General features: G+C 49.4%; 20 protein-coding genes. 11 read left to right on the top strand and 9 right to left on the bottom strand.

Annotation, left to right across the window (positions count from 1 at the left end):
* Positions 1 to 420: a Holliday junction resolvase RuvX gene (gene ruvX / locus O9X78_RS06630; RefSeq protein WP_269618836.1), complete on the top strand. Its 420-nt coding sequence runs from the start codon at positions 1 to 3 to the stop codon at positions 418 to 420.
* A gap of 19 nt (positions 421 to 439) precedes the next feature.
* Here ruvX and O9X78_RS06635 read toward each other — a convergent pair whose 3' ends face one another.
* From O9X78_RS06635 to O9X78_RS06645, 3 genes are read right to left on the bottom strand one after another with little or no spacing between them, the layout of a single operon-like run.
* The gene (locus O9X78_RS06635) at positions 440 to 1,609 is read right to left on the bottom strand and encodes a PilT/PilU family type 4a pilus ATPase (protein WP_269618837.1); all 1,170 of its coding nucleotides are present in this window, start codon (positions 1,607 to 1,609) and stop codon (positions 440 to 442) included.
* Positions 1,610 to 1,648: 39 nt separating this feature from the next.
* Positions 1,649 to 2,683 carry a type IV pilus twitching motility protein PilT gene (locus O9X78_RS06640; RefSeq protein ID WP_269618838.1) on the bottom strand — a complete coding sequence of 345 codons (1,035 nt, stop codon included), beginning with the start codon at positions 2,681 to 2,683 and terminating at the stop codon, positions 1,649 to 1,651.
* A gap of 19 nt (positions 2,684 to 2,702) precedes the next feature.
* Positions 2,703 to 2,831, bottom strand: coding sequence for a hypothetical protein (locus tag O9X78_RS06645; protein WP_269618839.1), 129 nt, complete (start codon positions 2,829 to 2,831; stop codon positions 2,703 to 2,705).
* A gap of 97 nt (positions 2,832 to 2,928) precedes the next feature.
* On the opposite strand from O9X78_RS06645, the gene O9X78_RS06650 reads away from it, so the two are divergent.
* The 10 genes from O9X78_RS06650 (at position 2,929) to O9X78_RS06695 (ending at position 10,948) form a co-directional block, all read left to right on the top strand.
* Positions 2,929 to 3,636, top strand: coding sequence for a YggS family pyridoxal phosphate-dependent enzyme (locus O9X78_RS06650; protein ID WP_269618840.1), 708 nt, complete (start codon positions 2,929 to 2,931; stop codon positions 3,634 to 3,636).
* A 123-nt stretch (positions 3,637 to 3,759) separates the two neighbouring features.
* Positions 3,760 to 4,578, top strand: coding sequence for a pyrroline-5-carboxylate reductase (gene proC / locus O9X78_RS06655; RefSeq protein WP_269619013.1), 819 nt, complete (start codon positions 3,760 to 3,762; stop codon positions 4,576 to 4,578).
* A gap of 5 nt (positions 4,579 to 4,583) precedes the next feature.
* Positions 4,584 to 5,171 (top strand): YggT family protein, encoded by a 588-nt coding sequence (locus O9X78_RS06660; protein ID WP_269618841.1) that lies wholly within the window; start codon positions 4,584 to 4,586, stop codon positions 5,169 to 5,171.
* A 3-nt stretch (positions 5,172 to 5,174) separates the two neighbouring features.
* Positions 5,175 to 5,483 carry a DUF167 domain-containing protein gene (locus O9X78_RS06665; RefSeq protein ID WP_269618842.1) on the top strand — a complete coding sequence of 103 codons (309 nt, stop codon included), beginning with the start codon at positions 5,175 to 5,177 and terminating at the stop codon, positions 5,481 to 5,483.
* A gap of 86 nt (positions 5,484 to 5,569) precedes the next feature.
* Complete coding sequence (gene metX, locus O9X78_RS06670; protein ID WP_269618843.1) at positions 5,570 to 6,754, top strand: homoserine O-succinyltransferase MetX; 1,185 nt, start codon at positions 5,570 to 5,572, stop codon at positions 6,752 to 6,754.
* A complete protein-coding gene (gene metW, locus O9X78_RS06675; RefSeq protein WP_269618844.1) occupies positions 6,744 to 7,334 on the top strand; it encodes a methionine biosynthesis protein MetW in 591 nt (196 codons plus the stop codon). Before metX ends, metW begins: the two co-directional genes overlap by 11 nt.
* A 21-nt stretch (positions 7,335 to 7,355) precedes the next feature.
* Complete coding sequence (locus tag O9X78_RS06680) at positions 7,356 to 7,823, top strand: DUF4426 domain-containing protein (RefSeq protein ID WP_269618845.1); 468 nt, start codon at positions 7,356 to 7,358, stop codon at positions 7,821 to 7,823.
* 12 nt (positions 7,824 to 7,835) lie between these two features.
* On the top strand, positions 7,836 to 8,447 hold the full coding sequence (gene rdgB, locus O9X78_RS06685) for an RdgB/HAM1 family non-canonical purine NTP pyrophosphatase (protein ID WP_269618846.1): 612 nt from the start codon (positions 7,836 to 7,838) through the stop codon (positions 8,445 to 8,447).
* A 2-nt stretch (positions 8,448 to 8,449) separates the two neighbouring features.
* On the top strand, positions 8,450 to 9,112 hold the full coding sequence (locus tag O9X78_RS06690; RefSeq protein WP_269618847.1) for a 2Fe-2S iron-sulfur cluster-binding protein: 663 nt from the start codon (positions 8,450 to 8,452) through the stop codon (positions 9,110 to 9,112).
* Between the two features lie 195 nt (positions 9,113 to 9,307).
* Positions 9,308 to 10,948 (top strand): TIGR03545 family protein, encoded by a 1,641-nt coding sequence (locus tag O9X78_RS06695; protein ID WP_269618848.1) that lies wholly within the window; start codon positions 9,308 to 9,310, stop codon positions 10,946 to 10,948.
* 271 nt (positions 10,949 to 11,219) lie between these two features.
* Here O9X78_RS06695 and O9X78_RS06700 read toward each other — a convergent pair whose 3' ends face one another.
* The 6 genes from O9X78_RS06700 to O9X78_RS06725 all read right to left on the bottom strand — a co-directional run bounded on the left by O9X78_RS06700 (position 11,220) and on the right by O9X78_RS06725 (position 15,851).
* Entirely contained in the window at positions 11,220 to 11,516 is a 297-nt protein-coding gene (locus O9X78_RS06700) for a type II toxin-antitoxin system RelE/ParE family toxin (RefSeq protein WP_269618849.1), read from the bottom strand.
* Positions 11,516 to 11,770, bottom strand: coding sequence for a type II toxin-antitoxin system ParD family antitoxin (locus tag O9X78_RS06705; protein WP_269618850.1), 255 nt, complete (start codon positions 11,768 to 11,770; stop codon positions 11,516 to 11,518). The genes O9X78_RS06700 and O9X78_RS06705 overlap by 1 nt, the downstream gene beginning before the upstream one ends.
* A 163-nt stretch (positions 11,771 to 11,933) precedes the next feature.
* Positions 11,934 to 12,293 (bottom strand): hypothetical protein, encoded by a 360-nt coding sequence (locus tag O9X78_RS06710; protein ID WP_269618851.1) that lies wholly within the window; start codon positions 12,291 to 12,293, stop codon positions 11,934 to 11,936.
* Positions 12,294 to 13,094: 801 nt separating this feature from the next.
* Complete coding sequence (locus tag O9X78_RS06715) at positions 13,095 to 13,403, bottom strand: tetratricopeptide repeat protein (protein ID WP_269618852.1); 309 nt, start codon at positions 13,401 to 13,403, stop codon at positions 13,095 to 13,097.
* 100 nt (positions 13,404 to 13,503) lie between these two features.
* A complete protein-coding gene (locus O9X78_RS06720) occupies positions 13,504 to 14,721 on the bottom strand; it encodes a heme biosynthesis HemY N-terminal domain-containing protein (protein ID WP_269618854.1) in 1,218 nt (405 codons plus the stop codon).
* Complete coding sequence (locus tag O9X78_RS06725) at positions 14,718 to 15,851, bottom strand: uroporphyrinogen-III C-methyltransferase (RefSeq protein WP_269618855.1); 1,134 nt, start codon at positions 15,849 to 15,851, stop codon at positions 14,718 to 14,720. The genes O9X78_RS06720 and O9X78_RS06725 overlap by 4 nt, the downstream gene beginning before the upstream one ends.
* Position 15,852 lies beyond the last annotated feature (1 nt).

Consider the following 15,852-nt stretch of genomic DNA (forward strand, 5'->3'; position numbering starts at 1 on the left):
ATGAGCGACAAGCCGCAAACCTTGCTCAGCTTTGACTTTGGCCTGCGCTGGATTGGCTGCGCTACAGGTCAAACGCTGACTGGCACCGCAAGCCCTCAACCCTCATTACAGGCCAAAGACGGTATTCCACGCTGGGAAGATATCGACAAGTTAGTCGCCGAATGGAAACCCGACGCCGTGGTGGTAGGGCTACCGCTCAATATGGACGGCAGCGTATCTGAAATGTCATTGCGGGCGAGAAAGTTTGGTAATCGCATACATGGCCGCTTCGGCATTACTGTGCATTTTGCCGATGAACGCCTGAGCAGTTTTGAAGCGCGCGGCGACATCATTACCGACACCGGCTCTCGAGATTTTAAAAACCAATCCGTAGACAGCCGCAGCGCGGCCATTATTTTAGAAAGTTGGATGCGCAGCTAACACAACGCCAAAAATACACTCAGCGACGAACGCCCGGCGATCCAAGCGGCTTGCTTCTCGGCTTAGATTTATCATCTTCTTGCATCGTCAAACTGCCGGCAATTTTCTGCATCTTCTCCAGATTGTTATCCGCACCTAATTTAATCAATAAACGCAGGTCATTCGCGGAGTCCGCGTGAGCGATGGCGTCTTCATAGGTAATTTCGCCGCTAACGTAGAGGTCATACAGCGCCTGATCAAAGGTTTGCATACCCTGTTCAGTCGACTGCCGCATGAGATCTTTAATTGCCGACACATCGCCTTTACGAATTAAATCAGACGCCAGTGGTGTATTCAGCAAAATTTCTACACAGGCCCGTCGGCCCTGACCGTCACGGGTGGGAATAAGCTGCTGCGCCACCATTGCCTTCAAATTCAGCGACAAGTCCATCCACAATTGCGGGTGCCGCTCAGCAGGGAAAAAGTGCAAAATTCGATCTAGTGCTTGGTTAGCATTGTTCGCATGCAAGGTGCACAAACACAGGTGCCCCGTTTCTGCGAAGGTAATCGCCTGTTCCATCGCCTCACGGGTACGCACCTCACCGATCATGATGACGTCCGGCGCTTGGCGGAGCATATTTTTCAGCGCCACCTCAAAAGACTCCGTATCGATCCCCACTTCTCGCTGGGTGACAATACAGCCACGGTGCTGATGCACAAACTCAATAGGGTCTTCGACGGTAATAATATGGCCACGGGAGTTTTCGTTGCGATGGCCAATCATCGCCGCCAACGAGGTTGACTTACCCGTGCCGGTGGCGCCGACAAAAATGATCAAGCCACGCTTGGTCATCGCCAGATCCTTTACCTGCTCAGGCAGCCCCAACTCTTCCGTGGTCGGGATATTTGTTTCAATTCGCCGCAAGACCATACCGACCAAGTTGCGCTGATAAAACGCGCTTACCCGAAAGCGGCCGATTCCCCGCGCGCTGATCGCAAAATTACACTCTTTGTCTCGAACAAACTCACGACGCTGCTGGTCATTCATCACACCCATAACCACTTCGCGGGCTTGCTCGGGACTTAGCGCATTACTGCTCATTGGCATCATCTGACCGTTAACCTTGATCGACGGCGCAACGCCTGCGGAGATAAACAAATCCGAGGCGCCCTTTTCTTGCATAATTCTCAGTAGTTTTTCAATTTCCAATGTATTGCTCCTCAGCGCAATGTGGCGATTCTGAATACATCAGAAATTTTCTGGGAAACGTGCTTTTAAACGCGCGGCATCGCGGTTGATTAAGCGTTTCTGCAACAGCGTCTTCAAACACTGGTCCATAGTCTGCATACCCATCGCGGCACCAGACTGAATAGCAGAATACATTTGCGCCACCTTGTCTTCGCGAATCAAGTTACGAATCGCCGGGGTGCCTATCATTATTTCATGGGCTGCCACTCGGCCACCTTCCGGCTTTTTGAGTAGCGTTTGGGAAATAACGCCCTGCAAAGATTCCGACAGCATCGACCTTACCATCGACTTTTCGTCACCGGGGAATACGTCCACCACCCGGTCAATGGTTTTCGCCGCCGAAGTGGTGTGCAAGGTACCAAACACCAAATGACCGGTTTCTGCTGCGGTTAGCGCCAAGCGGATGGTTTCTAAATCCCGTAACTCGCCGACCAGAATAATATCCGGGTCTTCACGCAGAGCTGAGCGTAATGCTTCATTAAAACCGTGGGTATCGCGATGCACTTCACGCTGATTGAGCAGGCATTTTTTAGATTCATGCACAAATTCGATGGGGTCTTCGATGGTGAGTATATGATCGAATTTATTGTCGTTGATGTAATCAATCATCGCGGCAAGGGTGGTCGATTTACCGGAACCCGTTGGCCCGGTCACCAACACCAAACCTCGGGGGAACATCGAAATATCTTTAAACACCTGCCCCATACCTAGATCTTCCAGAGACAGGACCTTAGACGGGATAGTACGAAATACCGCACCGGCACCGCGATTGTGGTTGAAGGCATTCACCCGAAAACGCGCCACACCCGGTACTTCAAAGGAGAAGTCAGTTTCTAAAAACTCCTCGTAATCACGGCGCTGGCGGTCGTTCATGATTTCATAAATCAAACTATGCACTTCGCGATGCTCCAGCGGCGGCAAATTAATGCGCCTCACATCACCATCCACCCGAATCATCGGTGGCAAGCCCGCAGACAAATGCAAATCCGACGCATTTTGTTTGGCACTGAAGGCCAATAACTCAGTAATATCCATGAAATTCCTCTACCGGCATCTAATCAATTGCGGGTTCATTACCCGCTAAAAAATCAACATCGCGCCAAATTAAGCAGCCCAACCTAGCCCTTGGCATATCGCCATAAGCAAATATGTCACGCACCGCCGCCAACAAATTAGTATCCATTCAAAACTGTATAACGCGGTGTGGTTGCCGTACAGCACAAAGTTTTTATTTTAAGACTATGCAGCAGTACCAAACCGCTTGAGGCATAATCCCAAGCATGAGCATTCACACAAACATACTAGCCAATATAGCAGCAATTCAGGCGCGGATAGACTCCGCCTGCCAACTTTATCAGCGCCAGTCGCCGCCAACACTCATGGCCGTCACCAAAACCCGCAATGCGGCAGAGATCGCCGCCGCCATTGATGCTGGCATTTGCGACGTTGGCGAGAACTACCTGCAGGAAGCTCTTGATAAGAAAGCCGAACTCAACAGCTACAACGTGAATTGGCACTTTATTGGCCCCATACAGGCAAATAAAACCCGCGCCATCGCCACCCATTTCGACTGGGTGCACAGCGTAGACCGCGCAAAGCTAATTCAACGCTTAAACGACCAGCGCCCCGATGAACTAGCGCCATTAAATATTTGCCTGCAAATAAACATCAATGATGAAGACAGCAAGGCTGGTGCGGCAATCGAAGATGCCGTAGAGCTCGCCACCCTCGCCCTCACTCAACCTCGTTTAACTCTGCGGGGGCTTATGGCCATTCCCGTCAATACCGACGATAACCAGCAACAACGACACAATTTTGCCGCCTTGCGAGCAATACTCTCAGACCTGCAGGAGACATTTCCCGAGGCCAAGCTCGACACTCTGTCTATGGGAATGTCTGGCGATATGGAATCGGCCATCGCCGAAGGCGCAACCATCGTACGCATTGGTAGCGATATTTTTGGGCCAAGACCTACAGCCGCGCAATGATCTGCAGTACTGCGACTGCCAGTATGAAAAGGGGGCTGATATACTGCCCGCGGAAATTTACAGCCTGCGCAGTGTCATATGGCGCAGCTGATATAAAGTAAATGGGGAAATAACGTGGAAGAGATGCGAATTGGCTTCATTGGCGGCGGCAATATGGCCTCCAGCATTATCGGCGGATTAGTCGCTAGCGGCATGGCTGCTGAGAATATTTGGGCAAGTGATCCCAACGCAGACAGCTTAGCCAAACTCCGCGACGTCGCTGCGGTGAATACCGGCAGCGACAACAATGCGCTTATTGCCCAGGTGAACGTCTTGATTCTGGCAGTTAAGCCCCAAATTATGAAAATGGTCGCAGTCGACATCGCCGCCGCGGTAAAAGAGCACCAACCACTGGTGATTACCATTGCTGCCGGTGTTACTGGCGGCAGCCTTGCAGGCTGGCTCGGTGGCAATCCAGCCATCGTTCGCTGCATGCCGAACACACCGGCACTGGTGCGCAGTGGCGCAACGGGTTTATATGCCAATGAGCAAGTCAGCGAAGCACAGCGTCAACAGGCCACCACCATTTTAGAAGCTGTTGGTCTGGCACTATGGGTAGACAGCGAAGCACAACTGGATGCGGTCACCGCCGTGTCTGGCAGCGGCCCCGCCTACTTCTTTTTAGTGATGGAAGCCATGCAGGCTGCGGGAAAAGACATGGGCTTAAGCGATGAAGTCGCCAAACAACTTACGCTGCAAACCGCATTGGGTGCAGCAAAAATGGCCATCGCCAGCGACGTTGATGCGGCGGAATTACGCCGTCGTGTTACCTCGCCAAAGGGCACAACGGAACGCGCCATCAATATTTTAGAAGATGGTGGCTTACGGCAATTATTTGCCGACGCACTCGACGGTGCCCGTGTACGTGCCGAAGAACTCGCAATTGAACTTGAAGGAGAATAAGGCGCATGACAGCCGCTGCAGAAATCACCATCATGCTACTCAACACCGTTGTTAGCTTAGCGATAGCCGCTTTTTTATTGCGTATGATTCTGCAATTAGTCCGCGCAGATTTTTACAATCCCATCTGCCAGTTTTTGGTTAAGGCGACCAATCCGCTGGTGATACCACTGCGCAAAATTATTCCCAGCATAGGCAAAGTCGATACCGCATCACTGTTGCTCGCACTGATCGCGCAGGCGCTGGGCATTGCCATCTTATTTCAAATATACGGTGGTGGCTTCCCCAACCCACTGCAGCTCTTAATCTGGTCGGTCATCGGCCTGTGCAGCGCAATACTTAACCTGTATTTCTTTGCCATCATTGGCAATATCATTATGAGTTGGGTTGCACAGGGTGGCGCGCATCCTGCGGCGCAAATTCTGTATCAAATCACCGAACCCGTGATGGCGCCCTTTCGTAAACTATTACCTTCAATGGGCGGTCTCGATTTATCGCCCATTTTGGTGTTTTTATGCATCAACGTGCTTGAAGTACTGCTTCGCCACGTTGCCGCCAGCGCCGGTCTGCACCCCGCGTTAATAATGGGTCTGTAGACCGTGATTGAAACGCCCGCGTTTTATCGCTGGCAAGATGGAAGTTTAATGTTGTTCTGTCATATTCAACCTGGCGCGAGTGCCGACGAATTTGCAGGAGAACATGGCGATAGATTAAAAATAAGGGTTCGCTCAGCGGCGACAGACGGCAAAGCCAACGCCGGTTTAATAAAGTTTGTCGCCAAAGAGTTTGGGGTGAGTAAACAGGCTGTGGCGCTAACTGCTGGCGCGCAAAGTCGGCAGAAAACCCTAAAGATTACGGCGCCGAATAAAATACCCACGGCGCTTACCATAGTACAAACAGATATATAGCTCCGTTCTTAACGGTTTACGCCAAAGTTTCAACCCGTCGACTAGACTCTATGAGTACGGGGCGGCTAATAAGGAAATGGGTCCACATGACACAAGCTCCACCCAGCCCACAACCTGCAGACAACGATAGCGTTGGCATTGTTGTGCCCCAGACGCTGCATTTTGATCAGCCACTGCAGCTGGCCTGCGGTCGTGCGCTACCCGAACACGATATCGTTTACGAAACCTATGGCGAACTCAACGCTGACAAATCCAATGGCATATTAATTTGCCACGCCCTGAGCGGCCATCACCATGCGGCGGGCAAACATAGCGAAGATGATCGCAAAACCGGTTGGTGGGACAGCTGCATCGGTCCCGGCAAACCCATCGACACCAACGTCTTCTTCGTCCTCAGCATTAATAATATCGGCGGCTGCCACGGCTCAACTGGCCCGACCTCTATCAACCCCGAAACCGGCAAACCCTGGGGGCCAGATTTTCCACCGCTGCGCTGTCGCGACTGGGTAGAAAGCCAATATTTAATGATGCAGCACTTTGGCATCAGCCAATGGGCAGCCATTATCGGCGGAAGCCTAGGCGGTATGCAGGCAATGCGCTGGGCCCTAGAACACCCCGACGCACTGCGCCACTGCATTGTTATTGCATCGGCCATGAAGCTGTCTGCCCAGAACATCGCCTTTAATGAAATTGCCAGACGCGCTATTACATCCGATGCCAATTTTTATGAAGGCCGCTATCTTGAGCACAATACGTTGCCAAAACAGGGACTGGCGCTGGCACGGATGGTCGGCCATATCACCTACCTGTCTGAAGACGGAATGAAGCAAAAATTCGGTCGCGAACTTAAAACCGGCAATCTTTCGCTAGGTGCGGGTTCAGACACCGCCGTGGAATTCGAGGTAGAAAGTTATTTACGCTATCAGGGCGAGGCCTTCTCAAGTAGCTTTGACGCCAATACCTATTTACTGATGACCAAGGCGCTTGATTACTACGACCTCGCCCGAGAATATAACGACGATCCAGTGGAAGCATTTAAGCTCGCCAAGTGTTCATTTATGGTGGTGTCCTTCACCACCGATTGGCGCTTTGCACCGGCGCGCTCGCGGGAAATTGTCGACGCCTTGGTGGCCGCCGACAAAGCAGTGAGCTACGCAGAAATTGAAGCTGATCACGGTCACGACGCCTTCCTCATTCCTATCCCCCGTTATATGGACGTTTTCCACGCCTATATGAAACGACTAAAACAGGAGCTTGGCCATGCGTTTTGACCTTACCCTGATTCAGCCGTGGATTAATGCCAACAGCCGCGTGCTCGACCTTGGCTGCGGCGACGGCATGTTGTTAGAGACACTTAAGAAAGAGAAAAATATCTCCGGTGTTGGCCTAGAGATCGACCCTAAAAACATCACCCTTGCACTTGCTCGTGGCGTGAACGTTATCGAGCATGACCTTAACGTCGGCTTGGGAAACTTTCGTGACGATAGCTTCGACATGGTAGTGATGACACTGGCGCTGCAAACCCTGCGCTACCCGCATTTAGTTATCGACGAAATGTTACGCGTCGGTCGCGAATGCATTGTCACCTTCCCTAACTTCGGCCACTGGCGCAGCCGCTGGTACCTGGGGCATCGGGGCAAAATGCCGGTCTCAAAATTCCTGCCGTACACGTGGTACGACACGCCAAACATTCACTTTTGTACCGTGAAGGATTTTGAAGCTCTATGTGAAGAAAAGAACATACGCATTTTGAACAGCAGCGTCATTGCCGCTGATAACAGTCAGTCCGAACTCGCAAATCGCTTTCCGAATTTACTCGGCGTTACTGCGGTTTATCACATCAGCAAATAATTCTGAAATCAGAGCGTAACTATGAAACCAGTACGATATTTTTCACTAATTTCTGCGCTGCTACTAAGCACTTTATTTAGCATTAGCAGCTACGCCCAAGAAACTCCGCCGGTTACCCCTACGAGTTCAAACTTCGGCAAAGACACCGTTCACTACAATGTACTAAACACCACCTTCCTCTCACCGGAAGTTGCTAAAAGCTATGGCATTGTGCGCGGCGAAAATAAATTCATCGTCAATGTTTCTGTGCGCCGCCAACTCGATACCAGCAATATCGCCGTGCGCGCGAAGGTTGAAGGTACTAGCTCCGACCTTATCCATCGCAATCCGCTGGACTTCAAAGAAATTATCGAACAAGACGCGATTTACTATATCGCCGAATTTGAACTCAGCAACGACGAACGCCAAGACTTTCGCCTGTCGGTGAGTGTCGACAATCGTCCCAGCTACGACATTCAATTTAATAAATTGATGTACCTCGACAACTAAGCGGGAGCCCCTGTGTCCTCTTCTGACAACATCGTCGTTCTCGCCAGCGGCAATCGCGGCAAACTTTTAGAGCTAAATAATTTATTAAATGGCTTGGGCATAGAGCTGCGCAGCCAAGCAGATTTTGATGTTGTCGAAGCCGCGGAAACCGGACTTAGCTTTATCGAAAACGCCATTCTTAAAGCGCGCAACGCGGCACGGCAAACGGGTCACGCAGCGCTAGCCGATGATTCAGGTCTCTGTGTAGATGCACTCGGCGGCGCGCCCGGCATTTACTCTGCACGTTACGCTGGCGCAAATGCGCAAGACGCAGACAACAACGCCAAACTTATAAACGCCTTGCAGAGCGAAACGAATCGGCACGCCCATTTTCACTGCGCGCTCGCCTTCGTTCGCCACGCCGACGATCCAGCGCCAATCGTCAGCGAAGGACTCTGGCAGGGAGAGATTCTGCATGCACCTCGGGGTACAAACGGCTTTGGTTACGATCCCTTATTTCATATAGCCAACCTAGGCCTATGTTCAGCAGAGCTCAGCAAAGAACAAAAGAATCAGCTAAGCCATCGCGCCCTTGCATTGGCTCAACTGCTACCAAGATTAGAATCAGAGTACTTAGGTAGTTAGTGATGGCGACGTTAAGGCTATCGACTACGGACACTGCGCTTAGCCTGCCAATAAACCCAGATCAAAACCTATTAGAGCACTGCCTTGCTGCAGACCTGCCTGTTACTCGCAGCTGCCGTAACGGCAATTGCGGTCGCTGCGACAGCAGCCTAGATGCCGGGCATGTGCGACTGCGCAATGACAAAGAAATAAACGCTCCCGCCATCATTCCGCTGTGTATTACCTTTGCCGCTAGCGATGTTTCCATTAGCAAAATCCCGATGTTAGCGCTCCCGTCACACTGGCGCTGCCAATGGCAAAATCCAATGCTGCTTCGCCTACCTGCTGGCAGACAGATTCCACCAAAACAAGGTGACATCTGCGCTCTGCTGATGGCAAACGCTATCGAATTAAATGAAATCGCCAACATCGACGGGCGCAATATTCACTTGCTACTCCCCACCCAGAACTGCAGCGAGCAAGATAGCCTAAGCTTGATTATTATCGACCGTGAGCATCACGGCGAGTACTCACTTTTCCGTGAACATGAAGGACAGCAAACGCGACTGTGGAAAAATATCAATCACCGCACCGCGCTAGCGGCTCAGGCTGCTTATCAGCAACATCCTGAATCAGCACGCTACTCTATTCACGACCTAGATCAAGAGTTGGATGAGCTCTCCTAGCATTTAGGTAATCTCCATCCGCACTAAATGCCAAAATGAAGGTCAAAACCGATCACGGTTTAAGTCGCCCAGCTAACGCGTTATGCTTCAAGCCACGCAAACACACACTAGCCAAGAATTAGCGACACTGCACAGCTAGCGGATACCAGCAAACCAACACACACCATTACGCATAACATCTGGAGAATAAATCGAATGTTCAAACGGATTTTACAGGGCGTTCTCATCCTGTTCGTCGTCGCCATCGTCGGCGTAGTTTTCGCCCTCGAACCCATTGCCAAATTCATGATCGAGCGCGAAGGCAGCAAGCAAGTCGGTGCTCGCGTCGATGTCGATAGTGTTGACATTAGTTTTTACCCCACCCACGTTGCGCTGAACGGCCTTACTGTAGCCAACCCACAAGAGCCAATGCGCAATCTGCTACAAAGCGAAAAAGTCTCTGCAGACGTGGATGCCAAAGCCCTGTTTAAAATGCAGGTAATTGCCGACGAAGTTGTATTATCTGGCCTGCAAATGTACACCGAACGCAGCACCCCCGGCACTTTAGATGGCAGCATGCCGCCGCCAAAAGAAGATACCGGCAGCTCAATGCCAAGCATCACCCTACCCGATCCCAATGCTTTGCTTGCCGAAGAAAAGGCAACCATCCAAGCTGAAGTTACCGACATTCAAAACGGCTTCACCACTATCGAGTCACGCTGGAAAGCCAAATCAGAGAAAGTCCCAGATCAAGCTCACTTAGAGCAGTATAAAAAACGTTGGGATGAGCTGAAAAACAAAAATGTTATCGAGCGTATAGCCGGTGCTAAAGAATTACGTGACGACATCAAAGCAGAGCTTCGTCAGTTTGAAAATCTAAACGAAGACCTAAAAACAGATTCCGCTGCGGTTAAATCACTCACCGCACGGGCGGCCAATCTACCCGCCGATCAATCTAAACGTATGTTGTCTAAATATGGCCTAGATCAAGGCACCGAAGGCATGTTGCGCTTTTTACTTGGCGACGAAGTCAACGCCGTGGTTCAGCGTGGTCTAAGCCTATACCAAGAAACCATGGGCAATATGGCAAACAAAGAAGAAACCACGCCAAGCGAACCCGCTGCAGAATTGCCGGTAAATATATTAATTCGCAAAATTCTGATCGACGGCTACCAAGTCATCGGCGGTGAAAAACTTGCCTACTCTGGTGAAATTAACGACGTCACCGACAAGCAAGACTACTGGAACAAACCGATCACCATGGCGCTACGCGGTGGCATGGAACAGAAGCCGCAACTGGTCATCGACGGTATTTTTGACCAGCGTAACGACACCCTTAAAAGTGTGTTTAACATGGGTTTAAAACAGCTAGCCTTATCCGGCATGTCGCTGTCTCAAAGTCCAGACCTACCATTGCAGTTAGAAAAAGGGATTGCCGATATTGCAGCCAACTTCTCAATTGACGGCAATAACTTGAAAGGCTCAGTAGCTGGCCTAGTAAACCAAGCGAAGCTTCTTGTTAGCAACGCTGCAGGCGACAATAAAACTGCAAAACTTCTAGCCGCAGCGCTAGAAGACGTTACTAAGCTAGTCATGAATATGAGTGTAAACGGTACGGTCGATCAACCCGCCATCAAACTCAAATCAAACCTAGATAGCATATTGGGCGACGTACTTGGCGCAGAACTAAAATCGCAACTCGGCGAAGTAGAAGGCAAACTGAAAACAAAACTCAGTGCTGACTACGGCCCACAAATCGCGAAATTCCAAGACAAGCAGAACATGCTAAGCCAATATAAAGACCTACTCGGTGATCGCGAAGCGGCACTGCAGGCGCTGATGAAAGAAATGCTGTAATACTTAACTGGTAAAAATATCAAAAAATAAAAAGGCGCCCCTCAATATGAGGGGCGCCTTTTTTGTATCAATAATCAGACCGCAACAACAAACCGATTTTTGCTGAGCAAATACTGCCATTTTGACTCCGGTCCTCCTAAGGAAAAAATTGGGACTAATCGCCTATTGGCATAACAGCTATTAGGTTACCTACCTTGGCCGATGATGGTAAAAAAGCAGACGGTCTATCATGGCGTCCCTTGGTCGATCGATATCAGACGCCCCTTAATATCTATTCCGCAAGTCGACGAGGTACGTCCATGTTCTCATGCAGCACCCGAACGATAAGAATGTTGTGTTTTTCTAGTCGATAAAATACCAAATGGTGCTCCTGGTGAAGCTGGCGATAACCGGGGAGTACGTGACAATAATCGAGTCCCAGTTCAGGATGATCGATCAGTTGATTGATGCCACGCTCCAATTGATCCAAATACTTATCCGCCTGATCAACACCCCACTCGTTGCAAGTGTAGACCCAAACATCGACGAGATCGGATTCCGCCTCGGGCGTTATTTCAAGACCAAGCACTACTCAGCAGCCTTGACAACTTTACGCCCAGCCCTTTTAACAGCAGACATATCTAGCGGACGCGATTTGCCACTGGCCTCACCCTTCTTAAGCGCCTGCCGAAGCTCTAAAAGGCGCTCTTGGGAATGCTGATCCTGCCTGATAAGGTGGCGGATGTATTCACTGTCGTTGCCGAAATGCCCACCATCAATCTGACACTTCACCCAGTTTTCTTGTTGTTCCGTTAGTGTGATAGTTTTCCGATGCATACTCATGGCGGATCCTACGTCAGTCCGAAAGGTATGATAATATCATATTGATACCTAACCACAAATCAAACTAGCTTCGATTGTATGTCCACTAATGTGACGCTAGAGCCAAACACTCCCAGTAACTAAGGGGCATTTCCCGACCTGATAAAAAGCGGACATGTAATTCTTACTTGTTGATTTGTCTGCATAGTTGAGCTTCAACAACATTGTAATAAAGCGCCCTATCGTTTTTATTTCTTAGAGTTTGGACGCATACTACTGAATCGATTTTTAGTAACGAAAGGGAGCCAGCTGATATGATTTTGCCGTCTTCAACTTTCATTCTGGAATAAAACGGCGCTAAATAACCACGAGAACCTCCTCCTGTTGGAGTTTTCGCACTATTAATTACGGTTCCCCAATAGTAGCTGCTTTCAATGACGCCGGACTGCCCCCAAAACCACAATCCGTATCCTGAGAGGAGAAGCGCAATTATCAAAATAGCACCAATGTTCTCTTTGACAGCCGCAATGCGCATTTTCGTCAATTCTCAATCCTATAATTTTCCTGAAGTTCAGCTTAATAAGAAAGGTGGCCGCTAAAGCTGCTCTCCTCAACTCAAAGCGTATGTACGACATCGAGTTAAATGTCCGCTATTGTGACGCTATAGACTTGCGACGCAATCTGCATAGCCCAAAATTCCGAAGAAAGCTAATATACAGCCTGACAAGCGATACCAAGCGATTACAATTTAGTAAACGTTACTGATGCGGCGAGTGATAAAATTGAATTATAAGATCATTATTTTGTTTTCGATGGTGTTGACCCTATCCCAAGGGCTCTTTGCTGTCGCTGTGACATACGTTTTAATTAAAAATGGTATCGACTTTTCGTCCCATGTATTTTTGTACTTCTTCTTACCTGACTTCATTATATCGATTATAGTATTTTTCTTTTTGGCTCGTCGCATATTTATAAGGCCAGTAAGTCATGCTTTGGTAGTTTACATTATTTCTATTATTATTCATTACATCCTTAGCAGCATACTTGTACCTAGTGCTCCATTATTTTTTTCATCCTTTTTAATTCAGCTTTTCCTTTCGATAGCAGCAATACTCATAGGAATTTGGTCAGGAAGCAGAAGCGTTGTGAAGAACAATCAACAGCGTAAGCGCTCTCAAATCGATTCCGGACTTTAGCTATCCGGTATGTCCGCTAATGTGACTTTCCGGCTCTCTTTCGAATAGGAAAATAACCGAAATATGATTCAAATACTTATCCGATTTTGTTTGAATCAATAGTTATTGCCAGTATTTAGCACTGACTAAGCGACACTTAATGTTAAAATTTATTTCTTCAATTTCTTCAAAAAAACGGTAATTTCTTTTTCGGTTTGCTTGTCACCTTTGCGCATAGCCACTTCTAAACCTGATTGCCATGCGGATTCTGCCGACGCTTTGTCGTCCATTTGCAAATGCGATTTACCAAGCAGTTTCCATGCGGCGGAATAATCAGGATCTTGGGCGACGCAGTGTTTGAAATGTTCTATTGCCGCTTCTATGTTTTTATCATCTAGATAAGCTTTACCCAAACCAAAACGCAGCATTGCACTGTCATTTCCTTTGGCGAGCATTTTTTCTAAGGCGTCGATATTCACATTAATATCCTAGAATTTTTTTGCTTTCACATTTGCCGCACACATTTGTTACGCGCTTTGCAGATAGAGCATTTTCGTCATCAAGGCGGCAGGTGAAAAATTAGTTTGCTAAGTGTGGCTGCGGCAATTCCGGCAGGGCCTGCCCCTGTCGTTGCAGTGCCTCGCGGGTGTAGCGTTCAGCGTCGGCTTGTTCACCCATATTGTTGAGTAGACGCCCAAGTTCAAAACACAGTTCTGCAGTTGGACTACGGCGATAAGCTTGCTCAAAATATTCCTTGGCTTTGCCCCATAACTCATTGCGCAGAGACAAACGACCCAGCGTTAGTAGCAGCGCCGGATCATCATTGTGTTCTTTTAACCACGCTTCTGCAGCACTCAGCTGGCGAGATAAATCAGCGCTAGCAATAAGGCCGTAGAACGCTACCAAGCTAGGTGACCAATTCTGTTTTATTGATTGACGAAGCACTTTTTCTGCAGTTACTTGATCATCGAGCGCAACTAGCGTTCGGCAATATGCCAGCGTTATGTCTGCGTCTTTCTGCCATGCGCGGGAAACATGCTTCCACCACTGCTGCACTGCGCCGACATCAGACTGAAGGGCTACTTGCTCTAATTGACCCATTAAGGCTTGGCGCTCAAGACGGTCTATTTTTTCGGTAGTTAATATATTGTGCTTACGCAAATCAGGTAGCAAGGCTAGCAAGGACGTCCAATCCCGTAAGCCCGAGTACACTTTTTCTAGCAAACTTAGCACTGAGGGATGACGCTCTGCATTGCGACGGGCGCGGGTCAATGTGGCCAGTGCTTCTTCTAATCGGCCATTCTCCACCTGCATTTCTGCCTGTGTGAGCGCGACAGCGATACTTGCCTTGGCGCTGGTCTCTTCTGCTAGGCCAAGGTAATGCCGGCTCGCTGCGGCATCGCCCATCGCGTGGCTCGCGCGGGCAGCTAACAAGTAATTAATCAACGGTGCATCGCTGCCTTTCAGCGAATCAGTAAGCAGGCGCCGAGACTTCGCCCAATTACCTTCGATAAAAGCAATCATGCCGAGTGTTGTGTGGCTTCGGCCACGATTGGCTTTACGATTGCTCCAAAAGCTGCCGATTTTATCGCTAACTTTTACGCCGCGGCGCAAACTGATAAACACGACAACAAACAAAAATACCAATACAGCCAATACCGCTAAACCAACCCAAATCGTCATTTCGACAGTGGTTTTACCGTAGGCGATGAGTATATAGCCGGGATCATGTTGAATCGCCACCGCCAAACCTGCGGCAACAATAAGTGTGAGCAGAACCGCAATGAATATTTTCATTGGCGAACCTCTTTCTGCCAGCGATTACTTTTTAAATACTCTTTTAAGCTGCGCAGCGACCCTGAAATATCAGGAAGATCGGCCTCGACCTGCACAGCGGCAAGCACCTTGATTTGATCTAGCAAAGCATCCCGATGCTCATCTAGCTGGTAGTAACGATTCAACCACGCGGCGGATTTTTCTAGGGCTCGTTGATAGAGTACGGGTTGATTCGCCAATAAGGCCAACTGAGCCTGCTCGAACATTAATTGCAAACTTGCCCGCAGCGCAGATTCTTGCTCCGGTGCCAATTGCGCGCGAAAGTTTTCTTCATGATGGCGAATACGAATATAGCCGCGAAGTTTTTCCCAAGCCGCAGCAAAGCCATTTTGTAAGCGCTGCTGCCAACCCGTCTGCTCTTCGGCAACAGGCACCACCTGATAAGTGGGCGCTTGATATATTTTCAGCTTTTCAGCCGCACTGGCCAGCGCCTGCAATGCTAAGTAACTGCCTTCCACATCGCGCTCTGCGCTGCTTTGCAGGCCAGCAATTTCTTTCGCCAATTCTGCACGTACCGGGTGTAATGCGGCGTCATCGAGATCTCGCAGGATTTCATCTGCACTGCTGAGCAGCTGCGCCGCAGAACGAGCGTCATGACTTAGCTGTGCGCGTTGATTTGCCAGCCTTAATAAATACTCTGCTTCTGCCAGCAACCAGTCGCGACGATCCACCGTTGCCAATGACTGCACCGTCACTTCTAAGTCTTGGCTGCGACGGCTTAAAGCGTCTAAGCGCGCGCTATTGTCGCTGCGCAATTGAGACAGCGCTTCACGCTGTGCAGTGATCAGCGATGTAAATTCTGCCTGCGATGCGCTTAGTGAACGCAGTTCTGATTTAAAACTGGCGTTGGCATTTTCTTCCTGCGCGGCGAGGAGCTGATCCTGCTGGTACATCCACCCCGCTAAAGCCAGTGCGGCAACCGCAATCAGCAAGGCAAGCAGGCCGAGTAAATTACTGCCTGACTTGGTCGTCTCACTTTTCGTTTTTTTAGATACTTTACTAGATGGCGGTGCAGGCCGGCTAGTCACCGCAGACTTTTGGGCTGCGTCGGTGGTTGCTTGTTTATTATCTTCCGGTTTATCGCCGCTCATT

It is taken from the genome of Zhongshania aquatica (assembly GCF_027257955.1).
Classification (GTDB): domain Bacteria; phylum Pseudomonadota; class Gammaproteobacteria; order Pseudomonadales; family Spongiibacteraceae; genus Spongiibacter; species Spongiibacter aquatica.